This is a genomic window from Micromonospora fulviviridis (assembly GCF_014648395.1).
Taxonomy (GTDB): Bacteria; Actinomycetota; Actinomycetes; order Mycobacteriales; family Micromonosporaceae; genus Micromonospora; species Micromonospora fulviviridis.
In genome coordinates this window covers 88,074-106,491 of sequence record NZ_BMRA01000004.1, presented here as the reverse complement: position 1 = coordinate 106,491, position 18,418 = coordinate 88,074, and the positions used below count along the sequence as shown (strand labels likewise).

Here is an 18,418-nt window from a genome sequence, read left to right as displayed (position 1 = left end):
GTCGGCGGTCAGGCGGCGGTGGCGGTCAGGGCGAGGAAGGCGTCCTCGAGGTTGCGCGAGGTGATCTCCAGGTCCCGGGCATGGGTCCGGGTGAGCAGGTGCCGGGCGACGGCGTCGGAGTCCTCGGTGTGGACCAGCACGGCGTCGCCGCGCACCTCGACCGACTGCACGCCGGGCAGCGCCGCCAGCCCGGCCTGGTCGGCGCCGGGCAGGGTGGCCCGGACCACCCGTCCGGCGGCCAGGTTCTTGATCTCGGCGGTGGTGCCGTCGGCGACCACCCGGCCCTGGCGGACCAGCACGATCCGGTCCGCGTACGCGTCGGCCTCGTCGAGGTAGTGGGTGGCGAACAGGACGGTACGGCCGGAGCGCGCGTCGGCCCGGATGGCCTGCCAGAAGTCCCGCCGCCCCTCGACGTCCATCCCGGTGGTCGGCTCGTCGAGCACCATGAGGTCCGGGTCGGGCAGCAGCGCCAGGGCGAAGCGCAGCCGCTGCTGCTGGCCGCCGGAGCACTTGCCCACCGGGCGGTCGGCGATGTCGGCGATGCCGGCCCGCTCCAGCACCTCGGCGGCCGGCCGGGTGTGGCCTTAGAAGTGCGCGGTCATCCGTACCGTCTCGGCGACGGTGAGGTCCTTGAGCAGGCCGCCGGTCTGCATCACGGCGGCGACCCGCCCGAGCCGGACGGCGTCGGCGGGCGTGCCGCCGAAGAGCCGGACGGTGCCGGCGTCCGGGCGGGCCAGCCCGAGCAGCATGTCCACGGTGGTGGTCTTGCCGGCGCCGTTGGGGCCGAGGAAGGCCACCACCTCGCCCGGGGCGATGCGGAGGTCGAGCCCGTCGACGGCGGTCACCGGGCCGAAGGTCTTGGTGAGTCCGGCGAGCTCGACGGCAGGGTGGGTGTCGGTCATGACAACGATGCTCCGGGGACCGGGGGTCCGGTCCCCGGAGCGGGCGTCATCTTCCGGGGGTGACATTTGTCAGGGGTCGGCGCTCAGTGGCCGCCGGCCCCTTCGCGGGCCCGGCGGGGCAGCAGGAACGCGCCCGCGACGGTGACCAGCAGCAGGCCCAGCTCGGCGAGGAGGGTGACCCGCACGGCGTGCGACACCGAGTCGGTGAGCCCGTCGAAGAAGACCGTGCCGAGCAGCGCCACGCCGAGCGCGCCGCCGAGTTGCTGCACGGCGGTGAGCGTGCCGGACGCCGAGCCGGTCTCCGCCTCCTCGACCCCGGAGAGCACGATGTCGAAGAACGGCGCCATGACCAGGCCCATGCCGAAGCCGACCGCCAGCAGCGCGGGCGTCATCCGCCACGGGGTGACGTCGGCGCCGGCCACGGTGAGGGTGAGCAGCATCCCGGTGACGCCGGCCAGCACCACCCCGAGGCCGAGGTGGATGAGGCGCCGGCCGAGCCGCTGGGCCAGGCCGGCTCCGGCGAGCACGAAGGCGGCCACCATGCCGAGCGCCTGGGGCACGCCGGCCAGCCCGGCGCGCAGCGGCGACCAGCCGAGGCCGAGCTGGAGGTAGAGGCTGAAGACCAGCGAGAAGCCGGCCAGCGCGGTGAAGAAGGCCAGCCCCGCGACCAGCCCGCCGGTGAAGGCGCGGCGGCGGAACAGGGCGGGCACCACCAGCGGGTCCCGGCCGGCCCGCTGCCGGCGCTGCTCGTAGCGGGCGAAGACGGCCAGCACGACGACCGCGCCGGCGAGCATCGCGAAGCTCCACGCGGGCCAGCCCAGCTCGCGGCCCTGGACCAGCGGGTGGACCAGCAGGAACACGGCGACCGAGAGGAGCGCGACGCCGGGCAGGTCGAGCCGGGTGGCGTGGCCGGGGCGGGAGGCCGGCAGAAAGCGGGCCGCACCCAGCGCTGCGAGCAGGCCGAGCGGCACGTTGATCAGGAAGATGGCGCGCCAGCCGGTGCCGGCCAGGTCGGCGTCGACCAGCCAGCCGGCCAGGATCGGCCCGCCGACGGCGGAGATCCCCATCACCGGGCCGAACGCGCCGAAGGCGGCGGCGAGCTGCTCCGGCGGGAACATCTCCTTGATCAGGCCGAGTCCCTGCGGGAGGAGCAGCGCGCCGAGCAGGCCCTGCGCCACCCGGGCGGCGATCAGCGTGCCGGGGCTGCCGGCGAGCGCGCAGGCCGCCGAGGCGGCGGTGAAGCCGAGCACCCCGATCAGGAACATCCGGCGCCGGCCGTACAGGTCGCCGAGGCGGCCGCCGGTGACCAGGCCGACGGCCATGGCGAGGGTGTAGCCGGCGCCGATCCACTGGATGACGGTGGGCGAGCCGCCGAGGTCGGCCCGGATCGCGGGGCCGGCGAGGTTGGTGACCAGCACGTCGAGCAGGTCCATCACCTCGGCGGTGAGGATCACCGCGAGGGCGATCCAGCGCCAGCGGTGGCCCGCGACGGCCGGCGCCGCGGGGTGCGGCGCGGTGAGTTCGGTGGTCATGGGTCCCCCGATCGGAAGCGAACACTGTTCGTTGACGAACACTGTTCTACCAACGAACGGCGTTCGCAGCAAGTACGATGTTCGAGTCCGCCCCCCGTCCCGGAGGTCGTCCGTGAGCGAAACCCCCGCGCCCCCGTGGCGTACCCGGCCGCGCAGCCGGGCGACCCGCCGACCGCTGAGCCAGCAAGCCGTCGTCGACGCCGCCCTCGCCCTGATCAACCGGGAGGGGCTCGGCGCGCTGAGCATGCGGCGGGTGGCCCAGGAGCTGGGCACCGGCCCCGCCTCGCTCTACGCCCACGTCTCCGGCAAGGAGGAACTGCTGGAACTGCTGGTCGACCGGGCCAGCGCCGAGATCGTCGTGCCGGCCCCGGAGCCGGACCGGTGGACCGAGCAGATCCGGGAGGTGGCCCTTCAGGCGTACCGGGTCTACGCCACCCACACCAACCTGGCGCTCGCCTCGCTCGCCACCATCCCGACCGGCCCGAACGCGCTGCGGGTCACCGAAGGCATGCTCGCCATCCTGTTCGCCGGCGGCGTGCCGCCCCGCCCGGCGGCGTGGTTCCTCGACCGGCTCTTCCTCTACATCGCCGGCGACGCCTACGAGGGCGCCCTCTACGAGGAGAAGGTGCGGGCCTCCGGGCAGGACCGGGAGACCTGGTGGGCCGGACTGTCCCAGCAGCTGCGCACCTACTACGGAAACCTGCCCGCCGAGACGTACCCGAACGTCACCGGGCACCTGGACGACCTCATGGAGGGCGGCGGCGACGAGCGGTTCCTGTTCGGCGTCGACCTGCTGGTCCGGGGCGTCGCCACGTACGTCCCGCCGGGGCGTGAGGGGGGCCGGGCCGGGTAACCAGCGCCCGGCCCAGTCGTCGCGGCACCAGGGAGGTCAGGGCATGGGCACACCAACGGGACGGGTCGACACGGTTGTGCTGATCCACGGCCTCTGGATGACCTCACGCAGCTGGGAGCACTGGTCCGACCGGTACACGGCGCGCGGCTTCAAGGTGCTCACCCCGGCCTGGCCCGGGATGGACGTCGACGTCGAGCGGCTGCGGGAGGACCCGACGCCGATCGCCGCGCAGCGGGTCACCGGAATCGTCGACCACTACGCCGCGATCATCCGCGGGCTGCCCCGGCCGCCGATCATCATGGGGCACTCGTTCGGCGGCCTCATCGCCCAACTGCTCATGGACCGGGGCCTCGGCGCAGCCGTCGTCGGCCTGCACCCCGTGGCGGTGAAGGGCGTGCTGAAGCTACCGCTCAGCACCCTGCGCTCCGGGTTCCCCATCCTGCGCAACCCGGCGAACCGGCACCGCGCGGTGCCGTTCACCCGCGAGGACTTCCGCTACACCTTCGGTAACACGATCAGCGCCGAGGACTCGGACGCCGCCTGGGAGCGGTACGCGGTGCCCGCCGCGGGCCACGTCTTCTTCGAGGGGGCGTTCGCCAACGTGGACCCGAACTCGGCCACGGCGGCGGACACCAAGCGGTCCGACCGGGCGCCGCTGCTGGTGACGACCGGCGGCGAGGACCACGTGGTGCCGCCCTCGCTGGCGTCCGCCGCGGCCAACCTCTACCGCGGCTCGACGGCGATCACCAGCTACCGGGAGTTCCCGGGGCGGTCGCACTTCGTCGGCGGCGAGCCGGGCTGGGAGGAGGAGGCCGACTTCGCGCTGGAGTGGGCCGTGGAGGCGGCGAACGAGTACTCGCCGACCGTGGTCACCACGGCCCCCCGCCGCTGAGCCGGGCCGACGGCGCACACCTATGGCACCTCCGGTCCACCCGGCAGCCACGCCGGCACCGAGCGGTCGGCGTTGTCCCCGCGGACCGGCGACGCTTGGCGTGGCAAAGGCTGCAGTGCCGGTCCCGCCAGCGTCCGCCACAGGAACTCACACGCCAACGCCCAGATGAAGGCGCACTGCTCGTTGTTCGCCGCCGCGCCATGCCCGCCCTCGACGTTCTCGTAGTACGCCACCTCGTGCCCGTACTCGCGCAGCCGCGCCGCCATCTTTCGGGCGTGCCCCGGATGCACCCGGTCGTCCCGCGTCGAGGTGATCAGCAGGACCGGCGGGTACCGCCGGTCGCCGCGAACGTTGTGGTACGGCGAGTACCTCCGCAGGTAGGCCCAGTCCTCCTCCCGGTCCGGGTCGCCGTACTCGGCCATCCATGAGGCGCCGGCCAGCAGCCGGTGGTAGCGCCGCATGTCAAGTACGGGCACCTGCGCGACGACCGCGCCGAACAGCTCCGGGTAGCGGGTCAGCATCACGCCCGCCAGCAGCCCGCCATTGCTGCCACCCTCGACGCCAAGCTGCTCGGGGGTGGTGATCCCTCGCATCACCAGGTCGGCGGCCACGGCCGCGAAGTCCTCGTACGCCCGAGGCCGGTTCTCCCGGATCGCCGCGCGGTGCCACTCCGGGCCGTACTCCCCGCCGCCGCGGATGTTCGCCACCACGTAGCTGCCGCCCCGGGCCAGCCAGCCGCGCCCGACGACTCCGTCGTAACCCGGGGTCATGGAGTGCTCGTACCCGCCGTAGCCGGTGAGCAGCGTCGGCCGGGCGGTCGGGTCCGGGTCACCGACCAGGAAGTACGGCACCGACGTGCCGTCGGCGGAGGTGGCGAAGAACTGGCGGACCGTCAGGCCGCCCGCGTCGAAGTACGCCGGCTCGCGCTTGAGTGTCTCCGCCGTGCCGCCGACCTGCCCGAGCCGGAGCGTCGCCGGTTGCAGGAACCCCTCCGCGGCGAGCAGATAGTCGTCGCCGTGGTCCGGGTCGGTCTCCACGACCTGGCTGTGCTCGTACTCCGGCACCCCGCCGAGCGGCTCGCGTCGCCAGCCCGACCCGTCGGGCGTGAGCACCTCCAGCCGGCTCCGCACGTCGATGAGGGTGGCCAGGATCAGATGGTGCCGGGTCCAGACGTGGTAGCTCAGCGTCGTGCGGTCGTCGGGCTGAAACAGCAGCGCCAGTTCCCGACTGCCGGCGAGGAACGCCTCGAACCGGGTCGCCAGCAGCGTGCCCGCCGGGTGCGTCACCCCGTCGACCGTCCAGGGCGAGCGCGGCCGGATCAGTAGCCACTCGCGATGCACGTCCCACTGGGCGTCCTCCGGCACGTCGATCCGGGTCAGCTCCCCGGCGCCGGTCAGCAGGTAGTTCTCGGTTCGGTAGAAGTCGAGGCTGCGGCCCACGAAGTCGCGCTCAAACCCGGGCGTGGGGTCGTGCGAGGCGTAGACGCCGATGTCGTCCGGGCGGCCCTCGTAGGTGATGGCGGCCTCGGTCAGCGGGGTGCCCCGCCGCCAGCGCTTGACGACGCGTGGATACCCGGAGGTGGTGAGCGACCCGGGCCCGAAGTCCGTGGCGACGTAGATGTGGTCGAGGTCGATCCAGCAGACCTTGCTCTTGGCCTCCGGCAGGGTGAACCCGTCCTCGACGAAGGCGCGGCGGGCCAGGTCGAATTCCCGCACGACGACGGCGTCGGCGCCGCCGCGGGACAGGCTGATCAGGCAGCGCTGGTAGCCGGGGCGCAGCACCGTCACCTGCTGCCAGACCCAGTTCTCGCCCTCCTCGGCGGCCAGCGCGTCGAGGTCGAGCAGCACCTCCCACTCGGGCTCGTGCCGGCGGTACTGGTCGAGCGTGGTGCGCCGCCACAGCCCCCGCGGATGAGCCGCGTCGGTCCAGAAGTTGTAGTAGAGGTGGTCGCCGCGCCAGCCGGGGTAGGGGATGCGATCCTCGGCATCCAACACCTGCCGGATCTCCGTCCGCAGAGCGCTGAACCGCTCGCTCCCGGTCAGCGTGGCGGTGGTCTCCGCGTTGCGGTTCTGCACCCACCTGGCGGAGTCCGCAGAATCAAGATCCTCGAGCCAGAGATGCGGATCGTCACCCTCGTCCATCAGAGCCGTCACCTGCTCGACTATCCAGCACGCTGCCCCCGGCACTCACATCACTACACGTGTCGGCATCGCGACTGAGGACGTGATATCAAGAACCACTCGGATTGATATCATCGGCGTGTGTCGCCTGATGGAGGAGTCACCGTGAGCCGAACGATCCTTGATGTGGATGATGAGCTACTCGCCGAGGCCAGCAAGATCCTCGGCACCACTACCAAGAAAGCCACCGTCAACGCCGCCCTCAAAGCTGTCGCCGACCGTGAGAAGCGGCGGCAGTTCGCCGACCTGCTCAAGAGCGGAGGGCTGCCCGACCTGACCGGCCCCGTCGAGACGGCCGAGCCGGACGCGGCGTGAATCGAGAGTATTACCTGCTGGACAAGTCGGCCCTCGCCCGCTGGCCCAGACCACGCGTGGCCCCGGTGCTCGACGAACTCTCCGATCGAGGGCTGCTCGCGGTGTGCGGGGCGATCGAGATAGAGGTCATCCACAGCGCCCGCACGGCCAAGGATGCACAGCGCGTCCGATGGATGCTGAGTGGCTTCCGATGGCTGCCGATGCCCGACGAGGTCTGGGATCGAGCAATCGACATCCAGGTGCAGGCATTGCACAAGGGCAACCACCGGGCGCTCTCCATGGCGGATCTGCTGATTGCCGCCACGGCCGAACGGCACGACGTCACCGTCCTCCACTACGACGGCGACTTCGACCTGATCACCGCGATCACCGGACAGCCCACCGCCTGGGTGGTTCCGGCTGGAACGGCCGACTAGGGCGGCGCCAGCCGCACCGGACCGCCGGCCGCGGCCGGGTCACGTCCGCCACCTCCCGGAGCAGCCCGAGCTGCCCTAGCCGGTCGACGGCCCACCTCCCTCGGGTCGGTCGGGGGCGGGCCGTCGACCCAGCCGATCAGAGTTCCGAGACCCAGTACGGCGCGACATCCATCCAGCCGTTGCCGCCCGCGCCGTACCTCCGGCCGCTGCTGGTGGTGCTCAGCGTGTACCAGGCGTCCACGAAGTCCGGGTCGTCGGTGTACCAGGACGTGGGGATGGCGTCCAGGATCGCGTTGACCAGCGGCGTGTACGCGCCACCGTCGACGATCACCAGCAGCGCGTTCGCGATCGCCTTGACCAGCGCCGAGTAGTTGGTGTCCCCGTCGTCCTCCATCATGACGGCGTCGGCCAGGTTGTACTTGTACGCCGAGAAGTGCACCAGGAGCTGGTTCGGGTAGTACGTGGTGCCGTCGTTGTCCAGGTACGGCATCTGCACCAGGTCGACCTTCGCCTTGCCGTCCAGCCCGAACCCGGCGACGACGGTGTAGATCTCGGCCGCGCCCTTGATCCAGGGCTCCTTGTCGTCGCTGAGCCGTACGGCGTCGACCTTGGTGGCCCAGTAACCGCCCGACGCGGTCAGCGCGGCGGTCGCGGTCCGGGCCGACGCCGCCGGGCCGATCCCGCGCGCGCTCAACTGCTCGCGCATCAGCGCCAGCCCGGCGGAGAGCGCCCGCTCGCTGTCCACCTCGACCACGAGCACCGGCCGCTGCGGCACCCGCGCGGCGTCCAGCACCACGGTGCCGCCGGAGCGGTCGTGGGCGACGACGCTCGCCGCGGCGTCGTCGGTCGGGGTGGCCGCGACCAGCGGGACCTCGCCCCGCGCCAGCGCCGCACGCAGGTCCGGGTGGGCCAGGCGCATCCGCAGCAGCGAGCCGGTGCCGGCCGGCAGGCCCTTGGCGACCAGCAGCCGCTCGTTGGCCGCGCGCAGCTCGCCGGCGAGCCGGCCGCTCACCGGGGCGGCGAGCAGGTCCACCGGGCCGGCGGTGACGGCGGCGCTCAGTCGACGCAGGGCGGACGGGTCGGCGAGGGCCCCGGCGACCTGGCGGGTGACGCCGTCGAGGACGGTGGACACCGGGCCGGCGGCGGTGGCCGCCGGCGCGGAGTGGACGGGCCGGGCGTACGCCGGGGTGGCGACCGCTGCGGTCAGGGTGGCGACCGCGATGCCCAGCGACAGGGCGGCGCGGCGGACGGTACGTGGATTCACCTGGACTCCTCTACCTCTTCCGGGCACCGCTCGTGGCGGCGATCGAAAGATCTGACGGCGACTTACCGGATAGATATCCGCGAATGGCACGCGCCGTCAATGCTCGCTTGACGCACGGCAAGCGATAGTCCGGGACTTTCCGCCCTGGTGTGGCAGGGACTTGGACGGGTATGACGGGGATATGAGGGCGAGCTTCCGGCTTGGCCGGATCGCGGGAGTACCCGTCGGGGTCAACTGGAGCGTCCTGGTCATCTTCCTGCTGATCGCGTGGGCGCTGTCCGCCAGCCAGTTCCCCCGCGCCTACCCGGGCCACTCGGCCGTGGCGTACGTCGCCGCCGGGCTGGCCGCCGCGGTGGTCTTCTTCCTCGGCCTGCTCGCCCACGAGGTCGCCCACGCGGTGGTCGCCAAGCGCAACGGCATCGAGGTCGAGGGGATCACGCTCTGGCTCTTCGGCGGCGTCTCCGAGTTGAAGGGCGAGGCCCGCGACCCGGGCGCCGAGCTGCGCATCGCCGGGGTGGGGCCGTTGGTCAGCCTCATCATCGGGCTGTTCTTCGGCGCGATCGCGGTGCTGCTCGCCCTGGTCGGCGCGCACGGCCTGCTGCTCGGCTCGCTGTCCTGGCTGGCCGGCATCAACGTGTTGCTGGCGATCTTCAACGTGCTGCCGGCCGCCCCGCTCGACGGCGGCCGGCTGCTGCGGGCGGCGGTGTGGAAGGCCACCGGCGACCGGACGAAGGCGTCGGTGGTGGCGGCCCGGGCCGGCTGGGTCCTCGGCGCGCTGCTGATCGGGCTGGGGCTCTGGCAGTTCCTGGCCGGCAGCGGGGTGGGCGGGCTCTGGCTGGCGCTCATCGGCTGGTTCCTGATCGGCGCCGCCGGCATGGAGGAGCGCCAGGCCCGGATGGGCAGCGCGCTGCGCGGCATCCGGGTCGCCGAGGTGATGACGCCCCAGCCGCAGACCGCCTCCGGGGAGATGACCGTCGCCGACTTCGTCGACCACTACCTCTTCGCGTACCGGCACTCGGCGCTCCCGCTGACCGAGGAGGGCCGGCCGGTCGGGCTGGTCACCCTCGACCGGGTCCGCGGCATCCCGGCCGACCGGCGCGCCTCGACCACCCTGGCCGAGGTCTCCTGCCGCGCCGACGAACTGGTGCTCGCCAACCCGGACGAGCAGCTCACCGACCTGCTCCCCCGGCTCAGCGAGTGCGCCGACGGCCGGGCGCTCGTGGTGGCCGACCAGCGGCTGGTCGGGATCGTCTCGCCCAGCGACATCAGCCGTGCGGTGCAGCGCGGCAGCATGCGCGAGCAGATGGCGGCCGGCCGCTCCTAGCCCTCGCCGGTCAGGAGCGCGGGAAGTAGCGGTCCAGCAACGCCGTGCGGAACTTGCCGGCCGGGTCGAACTCCCGCAGCAGGGCATGGAAGTCGTCGTGGCGGGGATAGGCAGCGGCCGGGTCGCGGGTGAAGAGCTTGCCCCAGTGCGGGCGCGGGGCGAAGGGCGCGAGCCGCTCCTCCACCTCGGCGAGCACCGGCGCCACCGCGGCCGGGTCGCCGACCCAGGTGAAGTGGACGGCCAGGCTGTCGCGCTCGTGGTTGGGGCTCAGCCACAACCCGTCGGCGGCCACCGTACGCAGCTCGCAGACCTGGAGCACGGCGGCGATCCGCTCGGCCGCCGGGTCGAGCGCGGCCAGCGCCGCGGGGCCGTCCGAGCGGGCCAGGTGCCACTCGGACTGGAGTTCGTCGCCGCTGCTCGGGGTGAAGCCGAACCGGAAGTGCGGCAGCCGCTCGTGCCACGGCCCGGGCACGCCGAGCTGTTCGGTGCAGTTCTGCGCCGGCATGCCGGGCACCGGGTGGCAGGGCGTGTCGGCGGCCCGGGTGTCCAGCCAGTCCGCCGGGGGCGGCGGCTGGTCGGCCCGCTGCTTGAGCCACACCTGGTCGAAGCGGGGTGAGCGCCAGCCGGTGAAGACGCTGACGCTGTAGGCCGAGTCGAGGGCGTCGTCCAGGGCCGCGCGGGGCAGGCCGAGCCGGACGTACTGCCGCACCTCGAAGGCGGGCACCACGTCGAGGGTGAGCCGGGTGACCACGCCCAGTGCGCCGAGGTGGACCACGAGCCCGGCGAACCGGGGGTCGGCGCGGTCCACGGTGAGCAGGTCGCCGTCGGCGGTGACCAGTTCCAGCGCGGCCACGGCGGTGGCCAGGTTGCCGTGGGCCGGCCCGGAACCGTGGGTGGCGGTGGCGACCGCGCCGGCCACCGAGATGTGCGGCAGCGAGGCGAGGTTCGCCACCGCGTACCCCTCGGCGTGCAGCGCGGTGGCCAGGTCGCCGTAGCGCAGGCCGGCGGCGACGGTGACGGTGCCCCGGTCGCGGTCGAGCGCGACGGTCGGCGGCAGCCCGGCCACCGACACCTGCTCGCCCGTGGTGTCGCCGAGCCGGTTGAACGAGTGTCCGGTGCCCACCGCCCGCACCCGGTCCGCGCCGGCCACCAGCCGGCGCAGCTCGTCGAGGGTGGACGGCCGGTGGTGGGCCCGGGCCGAGTATTGAACGTTGCCCGCCCAGTTGGTGCCGGTCACGCGGTGGCCTCCCGATCGGGGCTCGTCTCTTCGGCGAGGGCGGCGCGGAGCGCGTCCAGCGCCGCCTCCACCTGCGTGGTGCTGTACCCGCGCAGCGCAACCGGGAGTCCGGCGGCCCGTGCCCGTTCGATCTCGGTCCGGGCGGCCCGCCGCTCCGCCGCTCCGCCCCGGGCGAGCGCCTCCCGGGCCTGGCGCACCAGCCGGTCCACCTCGCGGACGTCGTAGCCGCGCAGCCCGATCGCGAAGTCGAGGTCCGCGCCGGCCGGCCGGCTGCGCGCGTCGGTGAAGCGGTCGCCCGCGTACCGGGTCAGCGCCGCCGTCACCTCGTCGGGATTCTCCCGCACCTGGGTCAGGTCGAGCAGTTCCACGCCGGGACGGCCGTCTCGTGGGTGCCGGGCGGTGACCGGCAGGCCCGGCGGCAGCCCGGCCCCGGGCACACCGACCAGCCGGCCCGCGTCGTCGAGGGCGAGCGCCGCGAACTGCTCCCAGCGGTACGTCCCGCGCAGGCCGGGCCGGCGCACCTCCAGCCCCTCCGGGCCGAGTACGCAGCGGAACGGCCGCAGGGCGCCCACCAGCACCTTGACGCCGATCACCACGATTCCCAGGGCGACCAGCATCCGCAGCACCGGCCCGTCCCCGGCCACGGCGAGCACCATCACCCCGCCCGCCACGCAGACGAGGGCCAGCGGCAGGACCCCTCGGTTGCGGTGCAGCTCCACGTCGTTCCCCCCGTTCCCGTCCCCGGTGTCCGGGTGCATCATCCGCCAATCGCGCAAGGCGCGGTTGCCCCGCCGTCCGGTAGGGCACCCTGTGGACATGAGCAGCTACCGCGACCCGACCCTCCGTGGCGACGTGTATCCGTCGGAGGAGGAGATCGACCCGACCGGCGTGGGCCCCGAGCCGGTCGACGGGGCGTACGCCACGGCCCCGGCGCCGCCGCCGATGCCCGAACCCGAGCCCGACCCGATCCCCCATCCGGGGCCGCCGCCCCGGGCCGCCGGAGGACGGTCGATCGTCACCCGGCACCTGGACGGGTCGGTCGAGGTGGTGACCTGAGCTCAGACCTGCCGCATCACCTCGGCGGCGACCAGCTCCAGGTGGTCCAGGTCGGCCAGGTCGAGCACCTGGAGGTAGACCCGCTCGCTGCCGATCTCCGCGTACCGGCCGAGCTTGTCGACGACCTCGGCGGGCGTGCCGGCGGCGCCGTTCTCGCGCAGCTCGTCGGGCTCCCGGCCGATTGCCGCGGCGCGCCGGGCCACCTCGGCGTCGTCCCGGCCGCAGCAGAGCACCAGGGCGTTGGACCAGGTCATGGTGGCTGGATCCCGGTCGGCCTCGGCGCAGGCGTCCTTCACCCGCTGGAACTGCGCCGCCGAGTCCTCGACCGAGGCGAACGGCAGGTTGAACTCGTCGGCGTAGCGGGCCGCCAGGCGGGGCGTGCGCTTCGGGCCCATGCCGCCGAGCAGGATCGGCGGGCGCGGCTGCTGGACCGGCTTGGGCAGCGCCGGTGAGTCGCTGACCGGGTAGTACTTGCCGGGGAAGTCGAAGGTCGACCCGGCCGGCGTCTCCCAGAGCCCGGTGATGACCGCGAGCTGCTCCTCCAGCCGATCGAACCGCTCCCCCAGCGGCGGGAACGGGATCCCGTACGCGGTGTGCTCCTCGGCGAACCAGCCGGTGCCGATGCCCAGCTCGACCCGGCCGCCGCTCATCTGGTCGACCTGGGCGACGGTGATGGCGAGCGGCCCGGGGAGCCGGAAGGTGGCCGCGGTCATCAGGGTGCCGAGCCGGATGGTCTTGGTGTCCCGGGCCAGGCCGGCGAGGGTGGTCCAGGCGTCGGTCGGGCCCGGGTCGCCGCTCACCGATCCCATCTTCAGGTAGTGGTCGGAGCGGAAGAAGGCGCCGAAGCCCGTCTCCTCCGCGCGGCGCGCCACGGCGAGCAGCTGGTCGTAGCTGGCGCCCTGCTGGGGTTCGGTGAAGATCCGCAGTTCCATGCCCCGAGCATAGGAAGCGGGCCGGCCCGCCGCGCCGTCGCCTCGCATTCCTTGACAGGCATATGACCACCGGGGCATATTGGGGGCGTGTCCGGGGATGCCTTCGCCGTGCTGGCCGAGCCCACCCGACGCCGCATCCTCGACCGGCTGCGCCGGTCGGAGAGCAGCGTGGGCGAGCTGGTGGCCGCGCTCGGCATGAGCCAGCCGGCCGTCTCCAAGCACCTCAAGGTGCTGCGCGAGGCCGGCCTGGTCACCTGCCGCACCGCCGCCCAGCAGCGGATCTACCGGATCGACCTCCGCCCGCTGCGCGCCGTGGACGACTGGCTCGGGCCGTACCGGCGAATGTGGACCGACCACCTCGACGCCCTGGAACGCCATCTCGACAGTCAGGAGTGACCATGGACCGCGACAGCTTCCGGCCAGGCCCGCTCGCCGACGTCTCCTGGGCGGCGGCCGGCGACCGGTGGGACCTGATCCTCGTCCGCGACCTGCGGCATCCGCCGGAGAAGGTGTGGGCCGCGCTCACCGAGCCGGACCGGCTCGCCCAGTGGGCGCCCTTCCTTGCCGACCGCGACCTGGGCACGCCCGGCGCGGTCACGCTGAGCACCGTCGACGGCGACCGGAGCTGGCCGGCCCCGGCCACCGTGCGGCGGGCCGAACCACCCACCCTGCTCGAATACACCTGGGGCGACGGTCTGCTGCGCTGGGAACTGGCCGGCACGGCGACCGGCACCCGGCTGACCCTGCGGCACCGCTTCGACGACCGCGCGTTGGGCGCCGGCATGGCCGCCGGCTGGCACCTCTGCCTCGACGTGGCCGGCCACCTGCTCGACGGCGACCCGGTCGGCCCGATCCGGGGCGCCGAGGCGAAGGAGTTCGGCTGGGACGAACTGCGCGCCGCGTACGACGTGCGCCTGAAGGACTGACCGGTCAGCGCGCGTCCGGCAGGGTGATCGCGGTGGCCGCCCGGCGGATCGGCTCGGTGACCCGGCGGATCATCCGCTCCCGGCCGGGCAGGCGCGGCATGAGGCGCAGCATCAGCGTCTGGAACCGGATCTGCGCGGCCGACGAGAGCACCATCCCCTTGAGGTTGCGCTCGGCCAGCCGCTGGTTCGCCGTGACGAACGGCCGCATCCGGCGCTCGTACCCGGCGAACCCGGCGACCGGGTCCCCACCGGCCTCGGCCAGCGAGGCGGCCAGCACGTACGCCCCGACCAGCCCGAGGCTGGTGCCCTGCCCGGAGGCCGGCGACGGGCCGTAGCCGGCGTCGCCGACCAGCCCGATCCGGCCGGTGGACCAGCGGTCCATCCGCACCTGGCTCATCGGCGCGACGTAGAGGTCCGGCGCGTCGGCGGCGGCGGCGAGCAGCTCGGGCACCCGCCAGCCGGCCCCGTCGAACGCCCGGGCCAGTGCCGCCCGCTGGGCGGGCAGGTCCCGGTGGTCCGGCTCCTCGGCGGGCGACGGGAAGAGGAACAGCGCCCGGGCGTCCGGCGCGCCGGCGGTGCGGTAGACGCCGACGGTCCGGCCCGGCGCCGGGTGCATCAGCTCGACCCGCTCCTCGCCGAAGCCGGCGGGGACGGTGCAGATCGCGATGTGGTGCCCGAGCGGGCGCAGGTGCGCCGCGGCGGGGCCGAACGCCAGCCGGCGTACGGTCGAGTGCAGTCCGTCGGCGCCGACCACCAGGCCGAAGCGGCGGCGCCCGCCCCCGGCGAAGGTCACGTCCACCCCGTCGGCGGCCGGGTCCAGCGCGGCGATCGAGTCGCCGAAGAGGTATTCCACGTCGCCGGTGGCCTCGACGAGCAGCCGGGCCAGGTCGCCGCGCATCAGCTCGACATCGTCCCCCTCCCGGCCGCCGAAGAGCGCGGCGTCCATGGTGGCCAGCTGCGCGCCGGACGCGTCCACGAAGCGGGCGAGCCGCATTCCGGTGTCGTGCCGGCGCACCCGCTCGCGCAGGCCCATCCGGTCCAGCACGGTCAGTGCCGCGCCCCGGACGTCCACCTTGTAGCCGCCGCCGCGCAGCGCCGGGGCGCGCTCGACGACCGTCGGCCGGAAGCCGTGGCGGCGCAGCCACCAGGCGAGCGTGGGGCCGGCGACGCCGGCGCCGGAGATCAGCACGTCAGTCATGCCACCGACGGTACAAGCGTGTTAGACATTTGTGCAAGACGTTTGTTCAAAGAATCCGCTACGCTGCCGGCATGGGAAATCGGGAGGACCTGCTCGCCGGGGCCAAGCGCTGCCTGATGGAGAAGGGCTACACGGCCACCACGGCCCGGGACGTGGCCGGCGCCGCCGGCACCAGCCTGGCCGCCATCGGCTACCACTTCCGCACCACGAAAGCGCTGCTCAACGAGGCGCTCGTGGAGGCCATGGCGGAGTGGGGCGAGGAGCTGGAACGCGCCCTCGCCGAGGACGCCGGGCCGGAGGCCACGCCCGAGCAGCGCTTCGAGGCGGCGTGGGAGCGGATCATCGAGTCGTTCGCCCGGCTGCGGCCGCTCTGGGCCGTCCAGTTCGAGCTGATCGCGCAACTGGACCGCGCGCCCGAGCTGCGGGAGGCGTTCGCCGGGGTCACCCGCCAGGCCCGGCTCGGGCTGGCCCAGGTCTTCCACCGGCTCGACCCGGCCCTCGACGAGTCGACCGCGCTCGCCCTCGGCGCCTTCCACCAGGCCCTGATCGGCGGCGTCGCGGCCCAGTGGCTGGTCGACCCGGCCGCGGCGCCCTCGGCGCGGGAGCTGACCCGGGCGCTGCGGGTCCTCAGCGCCGAGTTCGGTCAGGGCTGACCGAGGCCCGCCTCCCGGGCCCGGACGATGGCCTGGGCGCGGTCGGCCACCTGGAGCTTGGCCAGCACGTTCGACAGGTGGTTGCGGACGGTCTTCGGGCTCAGCGTCAGCCGCCGGGCGATGACCACGTTGCTCAGCCCCTGGGCGACCAGATCCAGCACCTCACGCTCCCGGTCGGTCAGCTCGGGGAAGGGGGCCGCCCCGGCGCCGCGCGCCCCGGACAGGTAGCTCACCGCCCGGCTGGCGATGACGGGGCCGAGCAGCACCTCGCCGTTGGCCACCGCCCGTACCGCCCGCTCCACCTCGGCCGGGGCGGCGCCCTTCAGCAGGTAGCCCCGGGCCCCGGCGCGCAGCGCCGCGAAGACCCAGTCGTCGTCGTCCAGCATGGTCACCACCAGCACACCGACCTCCGGGTGCCGGGCCACGATCTCCCGGGTCGCCGCCACGCCGGAGCGGCCGCCCAGGTGCAGGTCCATGATGATCACGTCGGGCCGGTGCTGGTCGGCGACCCGCAACGCGGCGTCCGCGTCGGCCGCCTCGCCGACCACCTCCAGCCCGGCCGTCGAGGCCAGCAGCGCGCTCATGCCGAGCCGGAACACCGGGTGGTCGTCGACCACCGCCACCCGGATCCTCTCCCCGGTCACGGGACCACCGCGTACGGCTGCCCGGCCTCGTCCGCCACGCCGTCGCCGGACAGCCGGGCGGCCGGCACCCGGACGGTGACCGTGGTGCCGCCGTCGGGCCCCGGCGCGACCACGCACACCCCGCCGATCCCCTCGGCCCGCTCCCGCATCGAGCGCATCCCGATCCCGGCCGGCGTGCCCGGCACGATGCCGCGACCGCCGTCCTCGACCCGGAGCGTGAGCCCCTCCTCGTCCCGCCGCACGGTCACCCGGCACTCGGTCGCGCCCGCGTGCCGGTGCGCGTTGCGGACCGCCTCGGAGACGATCCCGTAGATCGCGGTGGCCACCGGCTCCGGCAGCGGCAGCGGCTCGGCCGCCACCTCGACGGCCAGCCCGGAGCCCGCGTAGCGCTGGGCCAGCTCGTGCAGCGCCGGGGCGAGGCCGCGCTCGCCCAGCACCGGCGGCAGCAGCCCCCGGGCCAGGTCCCGGACGTGCTCCACCCGCTGGTCGGTCTCGTCGCGCAACCGGTCCAGCAACCGGCCGGCCGCCTCGGGGTCCACGGTGAGCAGGTTACGGGCCGCCGCCAGGCCCAGCGCCACCCCGGCCAGCGCCGGGCCGAGCCCGTCGTGCAGGTCCCGGCGCAGCTTGCGCCGCTCCTCCTCGCGCGCCTCGGCCAGCCGGGTCCGGGAGGCGGCCAGCGCCCGGCCGGTGGCGGCCAGGCTGGCGGCCGAGGCGACCAACGGCACCAGGTCGAGCAGCGCCGCGCGGGTCCGGCCGTCCAGCCGCTCCCCCGCCCGGGCCCAGGCGACAAGCCGGCCGATCTCGGTGCCGCCCCGGAGCAGCGGCAGCACCAGCGGCGCGCCCACCGGGCCGGCGGAGGAGCCGTGCGCCGCGTACGGCTCGGGACCGTCCACCTCGATCGCGCAGGCGCCCAGCCGGAGCAGGTCCGTCACGCTGCGCGCCACCCCGTCCAGCACGTCCGCCGGGTCGGCGGAGGCGCTGATCCGGTGGCCGACGCCGCGGACCACGCCGAGCGGCTCCACCGCCTCGCCGTGGATCAGCCGGTCCACGCCGCGCTGCACCCGGGACCGGGCCGGTTGGGTGCCGGCCGCCACGAGCGCGGTGACCAGCACCCCCGGCACGGCCGGCGACGACGGGAGCAGCCCGTCGAGCAGGCTCACCCCGACCACGTACGCGGCGACCAGCAGGAAGGTGAGCAGGAACCAGACCAGGGTGCGGCGTACCGCGATCTCGATCCCCCACAGCCGCTGCCGGAGCACCACGGCCAGCACCGCGGCCGGGAAGAACGCCTGCGAGGCGAGCATCGCGGTCGGCGCCAGCCAGTCCGGGACCTGGCGGGCCCACCCGGCGGGGAAGCCGAGCGGGGCGAAGCTCACCGCGAGCAGCAGGGTGCCGACCGCCAGCCAGCCCAGCCCCACCCGCTCGGCCGGCGGCCCGGTACGCCACCGCCGCAGCACCCCGGCGGCGGCCACCAGCCCGAGCAGCGGCACCACCCGGAACAGCCACGGCTCCCCGGCGACCACGAACTCCGCCCAGCGCGGCGCGGTGACCGGGAACGGCGCTCCCGAGGGATGCCCCGGCCGCCCCGGCCAGGTCAGGTGGAACAGCGCGATCCCGGCGGTGACCAGCGCGCCGGCCGCCACGGCGACCCGGGCCGGCACGGGCAGCCGCCCCTCCCGGACCAGCCAGGGCACCACCGTGATGAGCGACAGCATCCCGGGCACCCAGGCCCAGTCCCGGGCCGAGGTGAGCAGCACCGGCGCGGGCAGGTCGGGCCGGACCGCCAGCAGGTCCACGTACTGCGCGCTCAGCGCGGACAGCCCGCCGCCCAGCCCGGTCGCGGCGAGCAGCCAGGCGACCGGGTGACCGCGGCGCAGCAGGACCAGGCAGGCGACGGTGCCGTAGACCGCGCAGTCGGTGAAGTCGACCAGGAAGTAGAGCTGCGACAGGCCCCACGGGCGGCGGGCCGCCACCCAGCAGGCCGCCGTACCGACGAGCAGGACCGCGCAGCCGACGGCGACCAGCCGGGCGGCCACCGGGCGGCGGCGGTCGCGGGACGGCGCGGGCGTCGGATCGGCGGACATGGCCCTGATC

At 74.4% G+C, this 18,418-nt stretch carries 18 protein-coding genes and 1 pseudogene; 9 read left to right on the top strand and 10 right to left on the bottom strand.

The features are described 5' to 3' along the window. Window positions 1–8: 8 nt before the first annotated feature. Both IEY96_RS33135 and IEY96_RS11880 read right to left on the bottom strand, forming a co-directional pair. Window positions 9–902 (bottom strand): annotated as a pseudogene (locus IEY96_RS33135) (ABC transporter ATP-binding protein). A gap of 83 nt (window positions 903–985) precedes the next feature. Further along, the gene (locus tag IEY96_RS11880) at window positions 986–2,434 is read right to left on the bottom strand and encodes a DHA2 family efflux MFS transporter permease subunit (RefSeq protein WP_189194884.1); all 1,449 of its coding nucleotides are present in this window, start codon (window positions 2,432–2,434) and stop codon (window positions 986–988) included. 112 nt (window positions 2,435–2,546) lie between these two features. Here IEY96_RS11880 and IEY96_RS11875 point away from each other — a divergent pair, with 112 nt between their 5' ends. Both IEY96_RS11875 and IEY96_RS11870 read left to right on the top strand, forming a co-directional pair. Next, window positions 2,547–3,287 (top strand): TetR/AcrR family transcriptional regulator, encoded by a 741-nt coding sequence (locus IEY96_RS11875; RefSeq protein ID WP_189194883.1) that lies wholly within the window; start codon window positions 2,547–2,549, stop codon window positions 3,285–3,287. Between the two features lie 43 nt (window positions 3,288–3,330). Next, complete coding sequence (locus IEY96_RS11870) at window positions 3,331–4,179, top strand: alpha/beta hydrolase (RefSeq protein WP_189194882.1); 849 nt, start codon at window positions 3,331–3,333, stop codon at window positions 4,177–4,179. Between the two features lie 20 nt (window positions 4,180–4,199). Here the strand turns inward: IEY96_RS11870 and IEY96_RS11865 are convergent, their stop codons facing one another. Next, window positions 4,200–6,332 carry a prolyl oligopeptidase family serine peptidase gene (locus tag IEY96_RS11865; RefSeq protein ID WP_229791550.1) on the bottom strand — a complete coding sequence of 711 codons (2,133 nt, stop codon included), beginning with the start codon at window positions 6,330–6,332 and terminating at the stop codon, window positions 4,200–4,202. Between the two features lie 132 nt (window positions 6,333–6,464). On the opposite strand from IEY96_RS11865, the gene IEY96_RS11860 reads away from it, so the two are divergent. Then, window positions 6,465–6,674, top strand: a complete 210-nt coding sequence (locus tag IEY96_RS11860) for a type II toxin-antitoxin system VapB family antitoxin (protein WP_189194881.1) — start codon at window positions 6,465–6,467, stop codon at window positions 6,672–6,674. Further along, on the top strand, window positions 6,671–7,090 hold the full coding sequence (locus IEY96_RS11855; protein ID WP_189194880.1) for a PIN domain nuclease: 420 nt from the start codon (window positions 6,671–6,673) through the stop codon (window positions 7,088–7,090). The genes IEY96_RS11860 and IEY96_RS11855 overlap by 4 nt, the downstream gene beginning before the upstream one ends. Before the next feature lie 136 nt (window positions 7,091–7,226). On the opposite strand, the gene IEY96_RS11850 is transcribed toward IEY96_RS11855, so the two are convergent. Further along, window positions 7,227–8,354: a DUF3103 family protein gene (locus IEY96_RS11850; RefSeq protein WP_189194879.1), complete on the bottom strand. Its 1,128-nt coding sequence runs from the start codon at window positions 8,352–8,354 to the stop codon at window positions 7,227–7,229. Window positions 8,355–8,535: 181 nt separating this feature from the next. Here IEY96_RS11850 and IEY96_RS11845 point away from each other — a divergent pair, with 181 nt between their 5' ends. After that, window positions 8,536–9,678, top strand: a complete 1,143-nt coding sequence (locus IEY96_RS11845; RefSeq protein ID WP_189194878.1) for a site-2 protease family protein — start codon at window positions 8,536–8,538, stop codon at window positions 9,676–9,678. Between the two features lie 10 nt (window positions 9,679–9,688). On the opposite strand, the gene IEY96_RS11840 is transcribed toward IEY96_RS11845, so the two are convergent. Both IEY96_RS11840 and IEY96_RS11835 read right to left on the bottom strand, forming a co-directional pair. Beyond that, entirely contained in the window at window positions 9,689–10,915 is a 1,227-nt protein-coding gene (locus tag IEY96_RS11840; protein WP_189194877.1) for an FAD-binding protein, read from the bottom strand. After that, window positions 10,912–11,676: a PH domain-containing protein gene (locus IEY96_RS11835; RefSeq protein WP_189194876.1), complete on the bottom strand. Its 765-nt coding sequence runs from the start codon at window positions 11,674–11,676 to the stop codon at window positions 10,912–10,914. Before IEY96_RS11835 ends, IEY96_RS11840 begins: the two co-directional genes overlap by 4 nt. Window positions 11,677–11,731: 55 nt before the next feature. On the opposite strand from IEY96_RS11835, the gene IEY96_RS11830 reads away from it, so the two are divergent. After that, window positions 11,732–11,971, top strand: coding sequence for a hypothetical protein (locus IEY96_RS11830; protein WP_229791548.1), 240 nt, complete (start codon window positions 11,732–11,734; stop codon window positions 11,969–11,971). Between the two features lie 2 nt (window positions 11,972–11,973). Here IEY96_RS11830 and IEY96_RS11825 read toward each other — a convergent pair whose 3' ends face one another. After that, complete coding sequence (locus IEY96_RS11825) at window positions 11,974–12,903, bottom strand: LLM class F420-dependent oxidoreductase (RefSeq protein ID WP_189194875.1); 930 nt, start codon at window positions 12,901–12,903, stop codon at window positions 11,974–11,976. 87 nt (window positions 12,904–12,990) lie between these two features. On the opposite strand from IEY96_RS11825, the gene IEY96_RS11820 reads away from it, so the two are divergent. Next, on the top strand, window positions 12,991–13,299 hold the full coding sequence (locus IEY96_RS11820; protein ID WP_189194874.1) for an ArsR/SmtB family transcription factor: 309 nt from the start codon (window positions 12,991–12,993) through the stop codon (window positions 13,297–13,299). 2 nt (window positions 13,300–13,301) lie between these two features. Next, the gene (locus IEY96_RS11815) at window positions 13,302–13,829 is read left to right on the top strand and encodes an SRPBCC family protein (RefSeq protein WP_189194873.1); all 528 of its coding nucleotides are present in this window, start codon (window positions 13,302–13,304) and stop codon (window positions 13,827–13,829) included. Window positions 13,830–13,833: 4 nt separating this feature from the next. Here the strand turns inward: IEY96_RS11815 and IEY96_RS11810 are convergent, their stop codons facing one another. Beyond that, on the bottom strand, window positions 13,834–15,027 hold the full coding sequence (locus tag IEY96_RS11810) for an FAD-dependent monooxygenase (protein WP_189194872.1): 1,194 nt from the start codon (window positions 15,025–15,027) through the stop codon (window positions 13,834–13,836). 71 nt (window positions 15,028–15,098) lie between these two features. On the opposite strand from IEY96_RS11810, the gene IEY96_RS11805 reads away from it, so the two are divergent. Continuing rightward, window positions 15,099–15,680, top strand: a complete 582-nt coding sequence (locus IEY96_RS11805; RefSeq protein ID WP_189194871.1) for a TetR/AcrR family transcriptional regulator — start codon at window positions 15,099–15,101, stop codon at window positions 15,678–15,680. Here the strand turns inward: IEY96_RS11805 and IEY96_RS11800 are convergent. Continuing rightward, entirely contained in the window at window positions 15,671–16,324 is a 654-nt protein-coding gene (locus IEY96_RS11800; protein WP_229791547.1) for a response regulator, read from the bottom strand. The genes IEY96_RS11805 and IEY96_RS11800 overlap by 10 nt on opposite strands. After that, on the bottom strand, window positions 16,321–18,408 hold the full coding sequence (locus IEY96_RS11795; RefSeq protein ID WP_189194870.1) for a sensor histidine kinase: 2,088 nt from the start codon (window positions 18,406–18,408) through the stop codon (window positions 16,321–16,323). The genes IEY96_RS11800 and IEY96_RS11795 overlap by 4 nt, the downstream gene beginning before the upstream one ends. Window positions 18,409–18,418: the final 10 nt, after the last annotated feature.